This is a genomic window from Lentisphaera marina (assembly GCF_028745505.1).
Lineage (GTDB): Bacteria > Verrucomicrobiota > Lentisphaeria > Lentisphaerales > Lentisphaeraceae > Lentisphaera > Lentisphaera marina.
In genome coordinates, this window is sequence record NZ_JAQZZL010000002.1 from 1,750,212 (window position 1) to 1,768,623 (window position 18,412).

Genomic DNA, 18,412 nt, shown 5'->3' on the forward strand with positions numbered 1-18,412 from the left:
AGTATAATAACTTACCGCCCCTACGGCAGTATATCGCAGGCAAAAAAAAGCGCATATCCTAAGATATGCGCTCTAAAAATTTCGGCTTGTAGCCTAGCTATAGGGAAATAAAACTATCTAGTAGAGTCTGCCCCTACGGCAGTAGAAAAAAGGCTGGCAACGACCTGCTCTCCCACAGTCTTAACTGCAGTACCATCGGCGCTGGAGGTCTTAACTACCGAGTTCGGGATGGGATCGGGTGTGGCTCCTCCGCTGTGGTTACCAGCCGGAAAATGTTGGGAAGAAAACTTAGTTGTGAAAAATAAGATCGCAAGACCTAACTTAGTAGAGTTAGTTTCTTGTGTGCTTATTATCTTTTTTAGGTGACATCGAGCTGATGACAACTAAAAAAGAGGTGGACAAGCCTCACGGCTGATTAGTACTGGTCAACTGAACATATTGCTATGCTTACATCTCCAGCCTATCGAACAGGTAGTCTTCCTGTAGCCTTTAGAGGATAAATCCTGGGATATCTCATCTTTAGGGGGGCTTGGCGCTTAGATGCTTTCAGCGCTTATCCTTTCGCGACTTAGCTACCCAGCAATGCACCTGGCGGTACAACTGGAACACCAGAGGTCACTCATTCCCGGTCCTCTCGTACTAGGGAATGCTCCTATCAAATATCCTACGCCCGCAGAGGATAAGGACCGAACTGTCTCACGACGTTCTGAACCCAGCTCGCGTACCACTTTAACCGGCGAACAGCCGGACCCTTGGGACCTTCTTCAGCCCCAGGATGTGATGAGCCGACATCGAGGTGCCAAACCGCACCGTCGCTATGGACGCTTGGGTGCGATAAGCCTGTTATCCCCAGAGTACCTTTTATCCGATGAGCAACGGCGATACCACTTTCCACCGCTGGATCACTAGGTCCTGCTTTCGCAACTGCTCCACCTGTCGGTGTTACAGTAAAGCCTACTTCTACCCTTACGCTCTACGTATGATTGCCGACCATACTGAGTAGACCTTCGAGCTCCTCCGTTACATTTTAGGAGGAAACCGCCCCAGTCAAACTGACCCTCTGAAACTGTCCCCCATCCGGATTCACGGACGTGGGGTTAGATGCCCAGACAGATAAGGGTGGTATTTCACTGACGACTCACAAACGCCTGACGACGCAAGTTCACAGTCTCCCACTTATGCTACACATATCTGCCCGAACAACAATATCAGATTACAGTAAAGGTTCATGGGGTCTTTCCGTCCATCTGCGGGTATCCGGCATTTTCACCGGAACTACAATTTCACCGAGATCCACGTTGAGACAGTGTCTGGATCGTTACACGATTCGTGCAGGTCGGAACTTACCCGACAAGGAATTTCGCTACCTTAGGACCGTTATAGTTACGGCCGACATTCACCAGGGCTTCATTTCGAAGCTTTGCCCGAAGGCTAACCTCTCCATTTGACCTTTTGGCATTGGTCACGTGTCACACCCTATACTTCCTCTTTCGAGTTTGCAGAGTGCTATGTTTTTGCTAAACAGTCGCCCAGACCTCTTAACTGCGGCCCCCCTGAGGGGGCACCCCTTCTCCCGAAGTTACGGGGCTAATTTGCCGAGTTCCTTAACGTGGTTTCTCTCGCGCACCTTAGTCTACTCGACCTTCCTACCTGTGTCGGTTTTAGTACGGATAACTAAGCTTCAAACGCTTAGAAGCTTTTCTTGGCAGCATGGTTCCATGTTAGACGGTTCCACCCGAGGGTTTCTTCGCCCCATCACAGTTGGTTCTTGTGTAGAGCGGATTTTCCTACTCTACGAATTGCCTGCTTGGTATGACTAATCCATCAGTCATTAACATTTTCCTTCCGCGTCCCTTCATCACTAAACTTAGCTAGTACAGGAATATTAACCTGTTGTCCATCGACTACGCCGTTGGGCCTCGCCTTAGGGTCCGACTAACCCTGGGGGGACGAACCTTGCCCAGGAAACCTTCGGATTTCGGTGACCAGGATTCTCACCTGGTTTTTCGTTACTTATGTCTGCATTCTCACTTCTATGCGGTCCACCTGTTGTTTCCATCAAGCTTCACTCCTGGATAGAACGCTCTCCTACCCCCAGCAAGCTGGGTCGCGTCTTCGGCAATGGGCTTTAGTCCCGATTATTTTCGGCGCAGAATCACTCGATCAGTGAGCTATTACGCACTCTTTAAATGGTGGCTGCCTCTAAGCCAACATCCTGATTGTCCAAGCAACTCCACATCCTTAATTCCACTTAGCCCATCTTGGGGGCCTTAGACGGCGATCTGGGCTGTTTCCCTTTTGTCTATGCGGCTTGTCCCACATAGACTGACTCCTGAGCTCATAAATTTACGGTATTCGGAGTTTGATATTTGTTGGTACCCCGGTAAGGGCCCGCGAAAAATCAGTAGCTCTACCCCCGTAAAGAAGCACTCAAGGCTAGCCCTAAAGCTATTTCGGAGAGAACCAGCTATCACTGAGTTTGATTGGCCTTTCACCCCTATCCACAAGTCATCCAAGCGTTTTTCAGCACGCAATGGTTCGGTCCTCCACCCGATGTTACTCGGGCTTCAACCTGCTCATGGATAGATCACTCAGTTTCGGGTCTACTGCATACGACTTAAATCGCACTATTCGTACTCGCTTTCGCTTCGGCTCCGTTTAATAACTTAACCTTGCCGTATACAGTAAGTCGCAGACTCATTATGCAAAAGGCATGCGGTACATCATATAAAGATGACCCACACTTTGTAGATGTATGATTTCAGGTTCTATTTCACTCCCCTTACGGGGTTCTTTTCGCCTTTCCCTCACGGTACTGGTTCACTATCGGTCACTAACGAGTATTTAGCCTTGGAAGGTGGCCCTCCCTGATTCAGACCGGGTTTCACGTGTCCGGCCCTACTTGGGATACCCGCTATATATTAAAGAAATTTCATCTACGGGACTATCACCCTCTGTGGTTCGATTTTCCAAACGATTCTACTATTTCTTCAATACAATGTTGCAGGTCCCGCAACCCCTAAAAGCATGCTTTTAGGTTTAGGCTCTTGCGCGTTCGCTCGCCGCTACTAGCGCAATCTCGGTTGATTTCTTTTCCTCTAGGTACTGAGATGTTTCACTTCCCTAGGTTCGCCTCCCTGACCTATTTATTCAGTCAGGGATAACTGGACATAACTCCAGCTGGGTTTCCCCATTCGGATACCCCCGGATCAAAGCTTTTTTGCAGCTCCCCGAGGATTTTCGCAGCTTAACGCGTCCTTCATCGCCTGTTAGTGCCAAGGCATCCATCATACACCCTTACTAGCTTGTCCACCAAAAATATTAAAAATAATATCTTCAGCGACACACCTAATTCTTACTAAGTCTTTCTTTGTCTTGTATTCTTTTGGTTTGCGATCTTGGTATAAATTGTTTTTTGGTTTGTTCTTTCAATTATAAATAATTAAAAGACCTCAATTATACTTTGACTCTTTCATTCTATTGTTTTCTTCCTTTCAAAGATCTAAAGCTTTTTCCCACTTTCGGGAAGGCTTAAATTCTGGTACGCGCACCAGGATTTGAACCTGGGACCTCATCGTTATCAGCGATGCGCTCTAACCAACTGAGCTATGCGCGTATCTAAAGTGGAGCCTATGGAATTCGAATCCATGACCTCCGCCTTGCAAGGGCGGCGCTCTAGCCAGCTGAGCTAAGGCCCCGTATTAAACGCTTTCTTATTGAGTAATTGCTTACTCAAAAATCTTGCTTCAATGAACTTATTTCGTCACACACTTTCGGCGACGGGTTTGATAATACAACAAGAGCTAAATTGCGCAAATCACTTTTTGGCTTTTTTTCTCTTTTTCTTTACTTTGCAATAATAAAAAATGCTACTGAAGCTATTTCAGCTCAGTAGCACTCATTTTTGAAAGCTTTTTGGGGATGCTTAGTTTTCGAGAAGCTCTCTCTTAAAACGTTCTTTCTGTTGTGAGTCGGCTTTTTCCCACCAATGCTTAAGTTGAATATAGGGGTCATTTTCACGCATATAGTCGCGGATCGACTTACGTTTGTGGTCTTGCTCTACTAATGGGAAGAGTATGCCATCTGATTTTCGAACAATATTTCCGAGATTTGTTTTATCCTTCAAGCGCTTTTTAGCTTTGACTTGATCAGCAGGTAATTTCATGTCAAAGTTGTAGACTTCGCCTTCTTTAACATCTGATAAAACTGCATAGAAACTATCTGAACTGATGCGGTAATAATCATTCTGATTCATCTCATCATATATGTATTCAAATTGAGCTTCGATTTCGTTAATCCCCTCTCCCATCAGCAAAGTCACATTACCATTGGCTAACAAAGGCATTTGTACGGGTTCTTTATTAACTGACTTAACAATTATATGAGAAGGCACAATTAACTTTGCTGTAGGCGCACGACCAAAGGGACTTCCAGAAACGTTAACTTCTCTTTGACTCGCACAAGAGAGTAAGAAGCAACAAATTAAAAGAAGTGAAAAACTACGAAGAGTAATAAGCTGCATTTTCATCCACATAACCATGAGTTAAATCACATCCATAGGCAGTAGCACTTGCATCGCCTAAACCGAGTTTGACTTGAAAAATGACTTCTTCTGAATCGATGGATTCACGAAGAGCCAATTCATCGAAATCAGTTTTTATACTATCAGCAAAAACAGTCACACCATTGACAATCAGCTCGAGCTTTGCCACATCTAGATCATTATCAAAACATTTCCCAAGAGCCATAAGCATACGGCCAATATTGGGATCACAGCCATGCGCCATCGTTTTAATAAGAGGAGAGTTTACCATGGCACGAGCGTAAATTTTCGCTTGTTTCTCGTCGACAGCTTCTTCTATAATGATTTTCAATAGCTTGGTAGCGCCCTCTCCATCACGCGCCAACATCTCTGTCATACGAATGCAAGCAGCTGAAAAGCGCTCCTGAAACTCTTGCAGATCCACGGGGTTCTTAGCTAGACCATTAGCCATGGCCACCACTGTATCAGAAGTTGAAGTATCGGTATCGACAGAGAGCATATTGAAAGATTGATTCACCCCAACACGCAGAACACTATCTAAATCTTTTGCGGAAACCGCAGCATCTGTAAATACATAAACGAGCATTGTGGCCATGTTGGGCTCAATCATACCCGAACCCTTGCCAACAATTGTTAGTGTGTAGTGATCACAGGAAATCGAAATCGCTTTAGCATAAGTATCGGTAGTCATTATACCACGCGCACCAACAAGTGGATCGGAACATAAATCTGATTTCATGCCTACAATTCCAGATTCGATTTTCTCGACGGGCAAAGGTACGGCAATGACTCCAGTGGAAGACATGATCACTTCACTCTCATCACAGGAGAGTTCCTTTGCGGCAGCAGCCGACATGCGGTAAGCTCGTTTAACACCTTCTTCACCCGTGCCCACATTTGACACACGTGAATTGACCACCACGGCCTGTAATTTACCTTTCTTTATAATTTCACGACCTGCAATGACTGGAGCGCCAGGAACTAGATTGCGGGTAAATACTGCAGCTGCTTCAGCAAGTTTCTCTGAATAAAAGAGTGCGAGATCATCGCCCTCTTCTTTGATACCGCAATTGCGACTCGTACAGGTGAAGCCCTGGGGCATCACGGGTGTTTGATCGAATTTATACATATTAAATCTCTTAGGGTTGCGCAGTGGCTTCCACTCGTAAATCTCTTGATAAGATGAGTTGTACCGCACCGGGCAAAGTCATTTCTTGTTGAATTTTTTCGGCGATGTCTTGAGCGAGCATCGGCATATCATTGTCTTTTACTTTTTCTGGTCTTATAGAAACAAGAACTTCGCGTCCCGCTTGCATAACCACACATTCTGAAACTTCATCCATATTTTTCATGATAAATTCAATTTGGTGAAGTCGATTCACATAGGAATCCATGGCTTCATCAGCCGTCCCAGGACGGTTTTTACTGAGCTGAACCGCCACGTGTAACAAGCGATCCATACCATTGGAGAGTGTGTAAGTATCTTTGTAGTTTTCTATCGCCACGCAAAGTTCTTCATCTTCGCCTTCGCGACGCAAAAAATCAGCTCCCATTTGAGCGGAATTATTTTCAGCCGATTCATCAAAACTCTGACCAATTGCATGGAGTAAGCCCAAGCGCTTGGCTTGCCTTACATCTAGGCCAATTTCCGCTGCGATTGTCCCCATTAAACAGGAGACTTCACGAGAGAATTGCATGAGATTTTGAAAAGCATTGAAACGATATTTTAGCATACCTAATTGACGGTAAATTTTTGTGCTCACAACGCCAATATTTAATTCCTCACAGAGGTAAGTTGCTGAACGCTCCAAGTCACGATCCATTTGATCTGTCACTGAACTAATCACTTCATGAATTCTATTAGGGTGAATACGCCCGTCATCAATTAATTGCTCCAATGTAATTCGCGCCATTTCACGACGATAAGAATTAAAACAAGAAATCACTACTGTCTCGGGAGTATCATCGATAATAATATTGGCGCCAGTCAAAGACTCCAAAGTACGAATATTGCGACCATCGCGACCAATAATGCGGCCTTTAATCTCATCACTCGGTAAATAAACCGTCGTAGTTGTTCGATCACTAGCGCATTCCGCAGAATAACGCTGCATCGCTGATAATAATATATCGCGTGCATCTTCCGAGGCTTGGCTCTTCATTTCCTTGAGGTTTTGTTTGTATATACGAGCGCATTGATCTTTGGATTGCTCCTCCGCTTTTTGAACAATCTGATTCTTGGCTTCTTCAACTGTCAGCGAGGCTAATTCAGCTTCACGCTGAGACAAAGCTTCTTCTTGTTGATTAATGATTTGGCTTTTTTGATTCAATTCATCTTGTTTTTCATCAAGCTGATCGAGCCTATCTTGGGTTGACGTCAGCAAAGACTCAATTTTTTCACGCTCACTTTTTAAACTTTCGCGTTCAGCTTCATGCTTTTTGATATTCTCATCAAAAGAGCTTTTAGCTTGTAATTTGAGTTCTTGAATTTCTTCTTCAGCTTCCTTAATTCGCTGCGATTTAAGTTCAGCTGCTTGTAGCTTGGCTTCCGCAAGTAGAGCTTCTTGATCTTTCTCTAATTTGCGAAACTTACTCTTAATCAGTAAGCTGCCTATGATAAAACCGATAATGACACCAGTTATTAAATATATATAATCATTCATTTTGAATTAGTTTTTCCTATCACATTTAAACAGTCCCGAAGGACTTAAAATAAAATCCATTACGTAATCATGATCTTCACTTGGCACATCCTCAATCAATTGAAAATCATAACACACTCCGACTTTAGTACCTATGGAATATTTTGCCAACAAACGATCGTAAAATCCTCCACCTCTTCCAAGACGATTACCACGACGGTCGAAAGCTAAAGCTGGAATAAAGCAGTAATCTATATATTTCAGCTCACTGAGCACACGGGGTTCCGCAATATCAAAAGGCCCCATTTGCAAATCCTTTTGTTCACCTGACCACAAAGAAAAATCATAAACTTTCTCTTTGGCATTAAAGCGAGGTAAAAGAATTTCGCTAGATTTAAAAAAGTCAGTTAAACAAAGTTCTTGCGAATCGGCTTGATAAAGTGCGACTGTTTTATTTGCGAAATCCGCAAACTCATCAAGATGATGCTGGAGTGATGAAATATCTTCACTTCCTCCTTGTTTCTGAGCGATCTGCTGTCGCAGCTGTTTCCTAAGAATCTGCTTTGCTTTCATCCTCTCCTCGCAAATCCCGCCAATAATCCATACGCTCTTTGATTTTGGTCTCATAACCACGTTCAACTGGCTGATAGTACTGAGTTTCCACACCTATGTATTCTTGCTTCACATATGCTTCTTTCGAATTGTGAGGGTAAACATAGTCGCCTTCCTCAGGGTTGTAGCCCGAACTCCGCGGGTCTCGCAAATGCATGGGAATGACTTGAGACCGTTGATTGCGAACATCATCTAAAGCTAGATTCACTGCTTTATAAGCCGCATTACTTTTGGGTGCCGTCGCACAATAAGTGACTGCTTGCGACAAAATAATCCGCGCTTCTGGCATGCCAACTATATCCACTGCCTGAGATGCTGAAACGGCTAACTGCAAGGCCCTCGGATCTGCGTTACCGACATCTTCCGAAGCGAAAATCATAATTCTCCGCGCAATAAAACGAATATCTTCTCCCGCCTCCAGCATATAGGCTAACCAATAGACTGCCGCATCGGGGTCACTACCACGCATACTTTTAATAAATGCACTGGCTGCATTGTAGTGAGCATCAGCATCATACTTATATGATTTAACTTGTAAACATTCACGTAAATCATCTAAAGTAATGATTTCTGCTTGTGCCGTTTTTACTGCTAATTCTATTACTGTGAGTGCTCGCCTCGCATCCCCTTCACAGTTTTCGCTTAAAAACTTCAAGCCCTGCTCTTCGAACTCAAGCTCCGTCTCTAAGGATCGAAGAATCCTTGGCATTTTGGCATTTAGCAAAGCCTTTATAGCTGTCGCCTCTAAAGGCTTCAATGTAAAAATCAATGAACGCGAACAAAGTGCTGGAGTCAGATAAAAACCTGGGTTATGAGTTGTTGCGCCAATAAAGCGCACCGTACCATTCTCAATATCCTTGAGCAGTGAATCCTGCTGAGCTTTGTTAAAGCGATGAATCTCGTCCACAAATAAAACTGTTTTTCGACCGCTGAACTTGCGTGCTTCATCAGCTGCTTTCACAGCTTTGCGAACTTCGCTCACAGAGCTATCGATTGCGGAAAGCGCAATGAAATCGGCTTCAGTGTATTTTGAAATAATCGATGCTAAACTCGTCTTACCTGTACCTGGAGGGCCCGTAAAAATAATCGAACTAAAGCAATCGTTCTCAATCGAACGCCGCAAGAGCGAACCCTCTGCGGTCAAATGTTCCTGACCAAAAAAGTCCGCAAAGCCCTCTGGTCGCAGAGTCGCTGCCAGTGGTTCACTACGTGGATGATCAAATAAGGACATATCAGGTTTCAGAATTAAGGTTTTAGTTCATTACATATAAAATATGTCTACCCAAGAAAAAAGCCTTTGCGGAAATCGCAAAGGCTTTTAGAAAAGAAGGTGAAAGTTTTTTAATCGAAACGTAGTCCTGATGATTTACGAACTTGCTCTAAGAGCTTTTTCATATCGTCGGCTACTTCAGGGAATTCTTTAATCACATTCTTCTGTTCGCCTGGATCAGCTTCTAAATCATAAAGCTCTTGTTTTGGTTTTTTCTTATTACCTTTAGAGATGTACTTCCATTTCCCTTTACGCACTGCATGATCTGTCTTACGAGCTTCTTCAAACATGTAGTCTAAACCCTTGGGATCTTTCCCAAGAAAAGCAGCCAAAGTATCTCTACTATCAAGTGCTTCATCTTTACGTAAGTCGTGACCAACAAGCGCTGCAAGTGAAGTGTAGAGGTCAACTTGATTCACCATCGCATTGGAAACCGCAGGTTTAATTTTGGCGGGCCAGCGAATAATGAAGGGAACGCGCGTACCGCCTTCATAGATTTGGTATTTACCACCGCGATATATACCAGAACCATCGTGACCGTGGTCCGTTTCTTTCGTCGAAGTTTTTGTTACTGAACCATCTTTGTAACCGTCGTCATAGACTGGGCCATTATCACTGGAGAAGAAAACAATTGTATTATCTGCTACACCAGCTTCATCGAGTGCTTTCATGAGGGCACCAGTCGACCAATCAAATTGAACCATCGCGTCACCGCGCTTACCTAATTTGGTCGCACCCTGAAAACGAGGGTGTGGTGCACGTGGAACGTGAATATCTTGTGAGGCGAAATAAAGGAAGAAAGGCTTATCCCCTTTAGCTTTTTCTTTAATGAACTCAGTCGCTTTTTCAACAAAAACATCTGCCATAGTTTCGTCATTCCAAAGAGCTTTCTTACCGCCAGACATAAAGCCAATACGCCCAATGCCATTGATAACCGAATGATTGTGTCCGTGAGTACTTGGGTAATAAGTCATCAATTCAGGGTTCTTTCTCGCATCGCCATACTGAGTTGAGCCAGGTTTATTGACGGATTCTAAAGTTCTACCCACGTAGATAGGATCATTGGGATCATAATTGTAAACGCGATGACCATCTAAATAAACACAGGGGACGCGATCATTTGTAGATGGCAGAAGAAAGGAATGACCAAAACCTATCTCTAAAGGGCCTGGCTTCACATCACCATTCCAATCAGTATCAACTCCCTTTGCACCAATACCCAAATGCCATTTTCCGACAACACCTGTTTCATAACCATTTTCTTGAAGCATTTTTGGAAGGGTTGGAATATCAGTTGGAATACTGAGAGGCGCATTAGGAGGAAGAATACTTACGCCGTGACGGAAGGCATGGACACCCGTGAGCATGGCAAAACGCGAAGGCGAACAAGTCGCTGCTGAACAGTGACCATCGGTAAATTGAATCCCACCCTGAGCAAGTTTATCAATATTAGGTGTAGGGATTTTCTCAGAACCATAAACCCCGACATCGCCATAACCGACGTCATCGCCATAAATAAAAACGATATTAGGTTTTTCTGCAGCACTTAAATTTGCGCAAAGCGCTAGGAGCAAAACTCCTGTAGATCGAAATAAATTCATGCTTTTTTGCCTTTCTTATTTTTTTGTTTTTTGATTTTTTTACTTGGGCCGAGAGCAGGCATCCCATTTACTAAATAATCGTAAAAGGGCTTCAGCTTACTATCTTTAATCTTATAATTTTTCACAAAGGGAATCAGGCGAGCATTATTCTTTCCCCCCATCCAATCAATATAATTTAAGGCCTCTAACTCGGCATAAGTTCCTGATTTAAGCAAATTCTCAAAGACTTTATAGGCCTCATCTGACTGATTGATTTCAATGACTGTCCAAGCTGCCATAGCACGTACAGTTTCACTAGGATCATTGAGTAAAGGGTTTACATCCGCCAAAACATTGACTTTATCTTTAAGCATAAACAAACCACACACGGCCCAGTGACGCACGCCACTATCATCACTCTTCAAGAATTCTTGGAGCTGAGAATAATACTCGGCTTTTTGCTCGAGAGCGATAGCTGCCGCCTGCATGTAAGCATCTAAATTATAGAGCTCCTTATTATGAATAACTTCATAGGGAGTCACACCATTCTCTAATGCTCGTTGATTCAACTCAGACTCTGGAATTAAACCCGCATCCGTATACTGACGCTGATATGAATCGAGCTTCTTTTTCATGGTCTCAACAATTTCTTTATATTCAGGGCTCTGTGCTAAATTATTTAAGCAAAAGCTATCTTTACTCACATCATAGAGCTCGTCTTTGGGCTTCAGTTTAAAATAACGACTCTGATTATCGTTGAGTTTAGCATTTTTAAAATCATTCTCCCAATCGCGCTGCATTGGGATTTTCCACTGATAGGGTAAATGTTGCCCGCGAGCCACGTAGGGAATATAATTGCGCACATAGAGAAACTGTTTGTCACGTATGGCTCGGGCATTTTCAATTTTTCCGTCATTGCGACCTCGGAAATGGAAAACGTATTCAGGCTCTTTTGTTTGATCCTTGCCTAAGAAAATTTCCCCTTGGTAATTTGCAGGAATAGTAGCGCCCGCTAATGAAAGCCAAGTCGAAGGCATATCAATAAAACTCACGAGGCGATCAACTGTTGAGCCAGGCTTATCTGCTGGCCAAAGTTGTTTATATTTTTCTGGAATGCGAATAACAAGTGGGCAATGAGTTCCAGAATTATACAGGTAGCGCTTGCCACGAGGAAGTGGGCCACCGTGATCCGAATTGTAAATCACAATAGTATTTTCTGCCAAGCCCATTTTTTCGAGTTGAGCTAAAGCCCGACCAATGTTCTCATCCATTTTTGTGACGTTCTTGTAGTAGTAACCATAATTGGCACGAACTTCTTTCGTATCGGGATGATAGGGAGGGATTTTCACTTTATCTTGTGGGTAAGTGTAGTCCTTTCCCATAGCACGACTCTCATGAGAATCGGCGTGATTAATCACTTGAAAAAAGGGCTGGTTTTCTTTGAGTTTATTCCAATTTAGTTTAGAACTACTCCACATGGTTTTTAAACGTGGGTCCTGACGCGTATTATAATCCGTTTTACCCGTATTCACGGCGTAGTACCCCGCCTTGCGAAGCTGCTGAGGATAGAAGATAACTTTATCCTCGGGAACTTTTACGTTACTACGGTGATTATGCCCCGCCATGGAGACGGCATTCATTCCCGTTATCCAAGAAGTTCGCGTCGCTGAACACACGGCCGTATTTGAGTAACATTGAGTATAGCGAAAGCCTTCTTTTGCCAATTTATCAATATTGGGAGTGACCGCCATCTCATTGCCATAGCAGCCTATGTGAGTCACGTTATTATCCTCACTTGTCAACCACAAAATATTTGGCTTCTCTAAACACCAGGCTTGCGCCCCAATAAGGACAAAAAACATTAGAATTAATTTATGCATATACACTCTTCATTACTTTCATTTAATCAAATAACACCCGCACACGAGTCAGGTGACTTTTATATGGCTACTTTTTTATCAGAAGATTTTTTCTTCTTACTCTTTTTACTCTTCTTGGACTTTGAGTCTGACACCTTCTTTCCAAAATCTGGATTTAGTTCTGTCGGAATAAAAGCTCCAAGATCTTGACGCCAGGCATCAAGTTTGGCACGGAGTTCACTCACAACTTCAGGATACTCTTTACTCAAGTCCGTTTTTTCGGAGCGATCGCCATTGATATCATAAAGTTCAAGGCCATCATCCTCAAAGTAATGATGCAATTTCCATTTACCGTGGCGAATGACCGATCCAGGACGAGTTCTAAAAAGTGGGTCACGACTCATTGGTTTTTCGTTAGCTTTGAGATAAGCCTGCAAGTAGATTGGGAAGTGCCAGTAAATTGCTCGATCATTCAACTTTTGATCGTCACCTCCTTTTAGTAAAGGAAGGAAACTGTCCCCATCGATGATCTTATCCGCAGGAAGTTCCACTCCTGCGAGTTCACAAACCGTAGGATAGAAGTCGAGGCCTGTTACGGGAGTATCATTCCGGCTACCAGCTTTAATGACACCAGGCCAGGAAGCAAAAAAAGGCACTCGAATTCCACCTTCATAATAACTGCCTTTACCAGCGCGAAGTGGCTCCTGACGACTGAACTTCATATGACCTCCATTATCTGAAGTGAACATAATGAGAGTCTTTTCACGCAGCCCCTGTTCTTCCAATGCCGCGACCAAACGCCCTATGTTTTTATCTAAAGCCTCAATCATTGCGGCATATTTGGGGTTAAAATGACCCTCAGTTTTTGCTTTTGCTTTATACTTAGCTTCGAATTTGGGGTGCCCCTCAATCGGCGCATGAATAGTGTAATAAGGGAAATACATAAATACTGGCTGCTTAGACCCGTGCTCTTTAAAAATAGCAATAGCCTCGTCAGTCAAATGATCACATAGGTAACGACCCTTTTCTTTAGCCACCAAATTTGGATACTCGTAAGGACTGTGGTAACCGCCTTTATATGGCCCGCCAAATTCTCGGCCACCAACATTAATATCCCAACCGTGAACTAGTGGATCTTTGGCTACATGATACTTGCCAAGAGTTGCAGTGAGGTAACCTGCACTATTCATAGCATCCGCAATAGTGAAGTTTTCAGCATCAACGAAATCAGTATTGGGACTAGGGATTAATTTACGCTGATTAGAAGCTCCACGAGCAGGATTACCCACAGTGTAGACTCCTGTACGTGAACTTTGCTCGCCGCTAATCAGACAGGCACGACTCGGCGCGCAGTTAGCTGCCGCTGCATAACCTTGATCAAAAATCATACCGCTCTTGGCAAGGGCATCAATATTTGGACTCTCGTAATATTCACTTCCCTGATAACTGAGGTCAGTCCAACCCAGATCGTCGATATTGATAAGGATAATGTGCGGCTTATCCGAAGCCAAAGCAGATAAGGCAACAAGGCCAAGTATCAAAAATTTATATAAAATATTAAACATTATTTTCCTGTGTTTTTTAATTTACTCTGTACAAAAATCATCATCTTAACACGAGTTTATTTTTTCTTTGTTTTTTTATTTTTAGATTTCTGTTTGGGCACGTATTCAACACCCGTATCTGCGCAGGCTGCTTTGGCATTGTAGAGTGGCTTGTTATCCTTGTCCCAATAAGGGCTTTTCACATGAGCCTCTAGCATCATTTTGCGAATCTGATCCACTACTTCTGGGTATTGCGAGGCTACATTCTTTGACTCCGCTACGTCCCCCGACAAGTCATACAATTCAATATTGAGACCTTTACGTCTATCAAGTACAACCCCTTTCCATTTACCAAAACGGATCGCACAATTGGGCTTATTACTCTCATAGAGTTCCCAGTATAAATATTTATGCTCTTTCTGTTCATTATCATTACCTAATAATGTTGGCAACATAGAAATTCCGTCGGTTTCTCCCTTAAAGGCTTCTCCCGTTAATTCTGAAAGTGTTGGCATCATATCCCAAAAAGCTGAAATATGATCATTCACACTTCCCGCTTTGATTGTCCCAGGCCAATAAGCAATCATTGGCGAGCGGACACCGCCATCATACATACTTCTTTTAACTCCACGCAATTCCCCCGAAGTATTAAAAAACTTCTCTGAGTTAGATTTACCATGCGCGCCATTATCACTATTAAAAATAATCAGCGTATTCTCAGCTAGCCCTAATTCTTCTAAACGACGAGATATCGTACCAATATCACGATCCATACGCGAAGTCATTGCCGCGTGGATCTTCATCTCTTTGGGCCAATCTTTATCTTTGTATTGAGCCAAGTCGGGAACTTGATATTTTACATGGGGGATAAGATAAGCAAGATAAAGAAAAAAGGGCTGATCCTTTTTTTCTTCGATGAAGCGTAGTGCATCCACGGTCATCAAGTCATGGCTATAATCATTTTCTTCACCATTCTTATTATTGAGCATTTCTTTTTGCGCATTGCGCCAAAGGTATTCTGGGTAATAATTATGCGCTAAACGTTGATCCGTGTAACCGTAAAAATGATCAAAGCCCTGCTTATTGGGATTGCCTGAATCGTGAAAACTTCCGAGACCCCATTTCCCAATACAAGCCGTTGCGTAACCCGCACGCTTCATCAATTTCCCTAGGGTCTCAGAATCAGCTGGGATTGGCGTTTGTCCATCAGGGTAGCCTGGGCTATTAGCGCGAATAAAGGCGTGCCCTGGATGCTTACCCGTCATGAGCGATGCTCTAGATGGTGCACAAACCGCGTTCCCACAGTAATGATTCGTAAAACGCATCCCTTTCGAGGCGAGCTGATCGAGCTCGGGTGTTTGAATCTTTTCTTGCCCATTGTAACCGACTTCGGCATAGCCCAAATCATCACAGAGAATATAAATCACATTGGGTTTTTCTTTAGCTAAAGCAAAACTACTCAGCGCCACAAATAAGACTAAAAATAACTTCATCGTTAATTCCTTTTATTTAATTCATCAAAACTTATTAACCCGCCCAACTCAATCCTTTCATAGAAAACCAAAAAAATATTATGATTATCCAACTGCTCTAATTTGATTGTGCTAAAGGCACTGAGCATAATTTAGACCATGGCTAATGTGCTCTCGGTATAGCTTTTGCGCTTTACGCAAATATATGGAAAGACACATAGTGCTGAAAGCACGGTGAATAATGTAGCCTATAGTTTTAGAGACTATGTGAAAAATATAAACACCGATCATATAAGGGCTGAAGGCCCGATAAATTGTAGCGTGCACCGTGAGGTGCATGTTGTCATACCTTATGAAACAGAGGGCTGTAAGTCCGACACAATCAATGCCTTGTATCGGTGCCTTACACCTCAAACAACCTTTTCTTGCAAACGTGTGACGTGAGCCACACGTACGGGGAAACAGTTTTTATCCGCCCGTATGGCAATACCTCGCGGATGTGAGTCGGCATAGTGTGTCGAACCCAAGTTTGGGCCCTGACTTAATTCCGAACCCATGTCCATGCCCCTAACGGGGCAGGCTACATTCTAGCGGACTCACAGGTGAGCCCTGAAATATAGATATTTTTTTATTTTTCAGGTGCAGCGCACCGATAGACAATAGCGTGTGGCGTGAGCCACACGTACGGGGAAACAGTTTTTATCCGCCCGTATGGCAATACCTCGCGGATGTGAGTCGGCATAGTGTGTCGAACCCAAGTTTGGGCCCTGACTTAATTCCGAACCCATGTCCATGCCCCTAACGGGGCAGGCTACATTCTAGCGGACTCACAGGTGAGCCCTGAAATATAGATATTTTTTTATTTTTCAGGTGCAGCGCACCGATAGACAATAGCGTGTGGCGTGAGCCACACGTACGGGGAAACAGTTTTTATCCGCCCGTATGGCAATACCTCGCGGATGTGAGTCGGCATAGTGTGTCGGACCCAAGTTTGGGCCCTGGCTTAATTCCGAACCCATTTCCATGCCCCTCACGGGGCAGGCTACATTCTAGCGGACTCACAGGTGGGCCCTGACAATATAGATATTTCTTTATTATTCAGGTGCAGCGCACCGATAGACAATAGCGTGTGGCGTGAGCCACACGTAGGTGATAATAAAATGAATGGAGGATTCGCGGATGTGAATCCGGCATAGTGTGTCGGACCCCAAATTGGGCCCTGTCTGATTGCTACGAACATGGTATATACACCTCACGGTGCATGCTTCATTCTAGTTGATTCACATGTGAACCCTGATGAGTTCTAATCTTTCGGATCCCATTTAAAATCAAAAATTAAACATTCAAAATTAGAGGGTAAAACCACACTCCTTAGTAAAGGCTATTCCTCTCCATCAAACGGCGCACCTGCCTTGGTGTCACGGCCGCATCAATGATGTAGAGCTCATCCATTTTCGCCTTTAAAAAATATTTTGGCCCATCCATTTTACGTCCAAAAGTCACTGGCTTAGAGTTAATCGAATCAATATTTGTAGAAACTCTTTCTCTTCTCACACCACTAATGGCTTCCAGTCGACCATCGACATAATGGCGCACATGTGTCGCCACATCCGCATTATCACCTCCGATAAAAAGGCTCACAATATGATGCCATCGCCCATCTCTTAAATCAGTCTCACCAACGACACAACCCTCTTTAAACTCTGTTCTAATTGCCCCAAGAACGCCATCTTTGGCTAAGGCATTCCAGCCAATCTGCCATTTCTCACCCTTCTCTCGGCTATTGCCCCAAGAGACAAAGGAGTAATTATCCCCTTGCTTAGCATCCTTTGGGATTTTCACCCAAAACGATACGGTTCTTGGGCGCGAACCAGACACTCCCATAAAATCAGTCTCAGCCCAATCATTCTTCCCATCAAATCCTAAAGCATAGCCAAAGGCACCTTCCGTGAACTGCGGTCCTTCTCCACCTTTTTTGTCTTTGAGTTCGGCTCTGAAACGGTCGTGATAATCACCCCCTGCCGTACTCGGCGTCCATCCCAATTCCGCACGATCAAAAGGCCAATGAACATAATTGAGCTCTCGTTGTTCAAGTAAATTCGGCAAAGTATCTAAGGAGGCTAATGAACTCTCGCCATTGACAATTGAACCCGCCATCGTTAAGGCTGCACTTTGATTCTCTCGTAACTTAATCATTTCTTGATCACTTTGCGACGAACGCAACTCAACCTCTCCCGCCTTAACTTCTACATCTGCCAAGCCATTTTGATTCACAGAAACTAAAAACTCCGTCCCCAAATCGACAACTTTACCACCGGGAACTTGTAAAACAAAGCCCACTGCCACTTGGGGCACATAAGCTTGTACTTGCCCCTTGTGTAGTCGCACTTTATTGCTGCCGATTAAATCAATCTCACTCGCCGCTTCAACATTGAGCTCCACACCCGAATCCAAAGTCAGTGCCAATTTTTCATCAAAAAAGTACTTACCTTTTTGCAACCACTGTCCCGATTCAAACTTACCTAATTCAGAAGAGTTCACTCGTGCCAAAAACTGAAGATCTTGCACTTCCGCAATTGGCTCATTTTTGATTGGCTGATTCTTGATAGACCAAATTGCGAAGACCGCAACAAATAAAGCCGCCATGGCTAAGAAAGGTCGAAACCAATTTTTATTAGACTTATCCACCTCAGCTTCTAGAGCCTGAAGTTGTGGACGTATTTCCGATAACTGCTCGGCCGCATTCAAGAGCTGACCCGTTTCGTAAAGGTATTCCGCAAAGACACGACTCTGCTCATCGTCATTTTTTAAAATTTCTTTGAGTTCAACTCTCTGCTCATCATTGAGTTCATTGCGTAAATAGAGCTCGGCTAATTTTTCAATCTCCATT

At 43.7% G+C, this 18,412-nt stretch carries 13 protein-coding genes, 2 tRNA genes and 2 rRNA genes; all 17 read right to left on the reverse strand.

Going from position 1 to position 18,412, the window contains the following annotated elements; translation table 11 throughout:
• Positions 1-151: 151 nt before the first annotated feature.
• Positions 152-266 (reverse strand): 5S ribosomal RNA (gene rrf, locus PQO01_RS18050).
• 128 nt (positions 267-394) lie between these two features.
• Positions 395-3,311: ribosomal RNA gene (locus tag PQO01_RS18055) — 23S ribosomal RNA — on the reverse strand.
• Positions 3,312-3,539: 228 nt separating this feature from the next.
• Positions 3,540-3,616 (reverse strand) — tRNA-Ile (locus PQO01_RS18060).
• Between the two features lie 8 nt (positions 3,617-3,624).
• A tRNA-Ala gene (locus PQO01_RS18065) sits at positions 3,625-3,698 on the reverse strand.
• 227 nt (positions 3,699-3,925) lie between these two features.
• Complete coding sequence (locus PQO01_RS18070) at positions 3,926-4,528, reverse strand: hypothetical protein (RefSeq protein ID WP_274315581.1); 603 nt, start codon at positions 4,526-4,528, stop codon at positions 3,926-3,928.
• Positions 4,500-5,672 (reverse strand): bifunctional glutamate N-acetyltransferase/amino-acid acetyltransferase ArgJ, encoded by a 1,173-nt coding sequence (gene argJ / locus PQO01_RS18075; RefSeq protein WP_274315583.1) that lies wholly within the window; start codon positions 5,670-5,672, stop codon positions 4,500-4,502. Before argJ ends, PQO01_RS18070 begins: the two co-directional genes overlap by 29 nt.
• Positions 5,673-5,682: 10 nt before the next feature.
• Positions 5,683-7,206: an Rnase Y domain-containing protein gene (locus tag PQO01_RS18080; RefSeq protein ID WP_274315584.1), complete on the reverse strand. Its 1,524-nt coding sequence runs from the start codon at positions 7,204-7,206 to the stop codon at positions 5,683-5,685.
• Positions 7,207-7,212: 6 nt separating this feature from the next.
• Positions 7,213-7,758: a 5-formyltetrahydrofolate cyclo-ligase gene (locus tag PQO01_RS18085; RefSeq protein ID WP_274315586.1), complete on the reverse strand. Its 546-nt coding sequence runs from the start codon at positions 7,756-7,758 to the stop codon at positions 7,213-7,215.
• Complete coding sequence (locus PQO01_RS18090; RefSeq protein WP_274315587.1) at positions 7,736-9,028, reverse strand: replication-associated recombination protein A; 1,293 nt, start codon at positions 9,026-9,028, stop codon at positions 7,736-7,738. The genes PQO01_RS18085 and PQO01_RS18090 overlap by 23 nt, the downstream gene beginning before the upstream one ends.
• 110 nt (positions 9,029-9,138) lie before the next feature.
• Positions 9,139-10,668, reverse strand: coding sequence for a sulfatase family protein (locus tag PQO01_RS18095; RefSeq protein ID WP_274315589.1), 1,530 nt, complete (start codon positions 10,666-10,668; stop codon positions 9,139-9,141).
• Positions 10,665-12,527: a sulfatase-like hydrolase/transferase gene (locus PQO01_RS18100; protein WP_274315591.1), complete on the reverse strand. Its 1,863-nt coding sequence runs from the start codon at positions 12,525-12,527 to the stop codon at positions 10,665-10,667. Before PQO01_RS18100 ends, PQO01_RS18095 begins: the two co-directional genes overlap by 4 nt.
• A 59-nt stretch (positions 12,528-12,586) precedes the next feature.
• Positions 12,587-14,071 (reverse strand): sulfatase, encoded by a 1,485-nt coding sequence (locus PQO01_RS18105; RefSeq protein WP_274315593.1) that lies wholly within the window; start codon positions 14,069-14,071, stop codon positions 12,587-12,589.
• A gap of 56 nt (positions 14,072-14,127) precedes the next feature.
• Entirely contained in the window at positions 14,128-15,543 is a 1,416-nt protein-coding gene (locus tag PQO01_RS18110) for an arylsulfatase (protein WP_274315595.1), read from the reverse strand.
• A 389-nt stretch (positions 15,544-15,932) separates the two neighbouring features.
• Positions 15,933-16,079, reverse strand: coding sequence for a hypothetical protein (locus PQO01_RS18115; RefSeq protein ID WP_274315596.1), 147 nt, complete (start codon positions 16,077-16,079; stop codon positions 15,933-15,935).
• Between the two features lie 78 nt (positions 16,080-16,157).
• Positions 16,158-16,310, reverse strand: a complete 153-nt coding sequence (locus PQO01_RS18120; RefSeq protein ID WP_274315597.1) for a hypothetical protein — start codon at positions 16,308-16,310, stop codon at positions 16,158-16,160.
• A 78-nt stretch (positions 16,311-16,388) separates the two neighbouring features.
• Positions 16,389-16,541: a hypothetical protein gene (locus tag PQO01_RS18125; RefSeq protein WP_274315599.1), complete on the reverse strand. Its 153-nt coding sequence runs from the start codon at positions 16,539-16,541 to the stop codon at positions 16,389-16,391.
• Between the two features lie 352 nt (positions 16,542-16,893).
• Positions 16,894-18,411 carry a LamG-like jellyroll fold domain-containing protein gene (locus PQO01_RS18130; RefSeq protein ID WP_274315600.1) on the reverse strand — a complete coding sequence of 506 codons (1,518 nt, stop codon included), beginning with the start codon at positions 18,409-18,411 and terminating at the stop codon, positions 16,894-16,896.
• Position 18,412 lies beyond the last annotated feature (1 nt).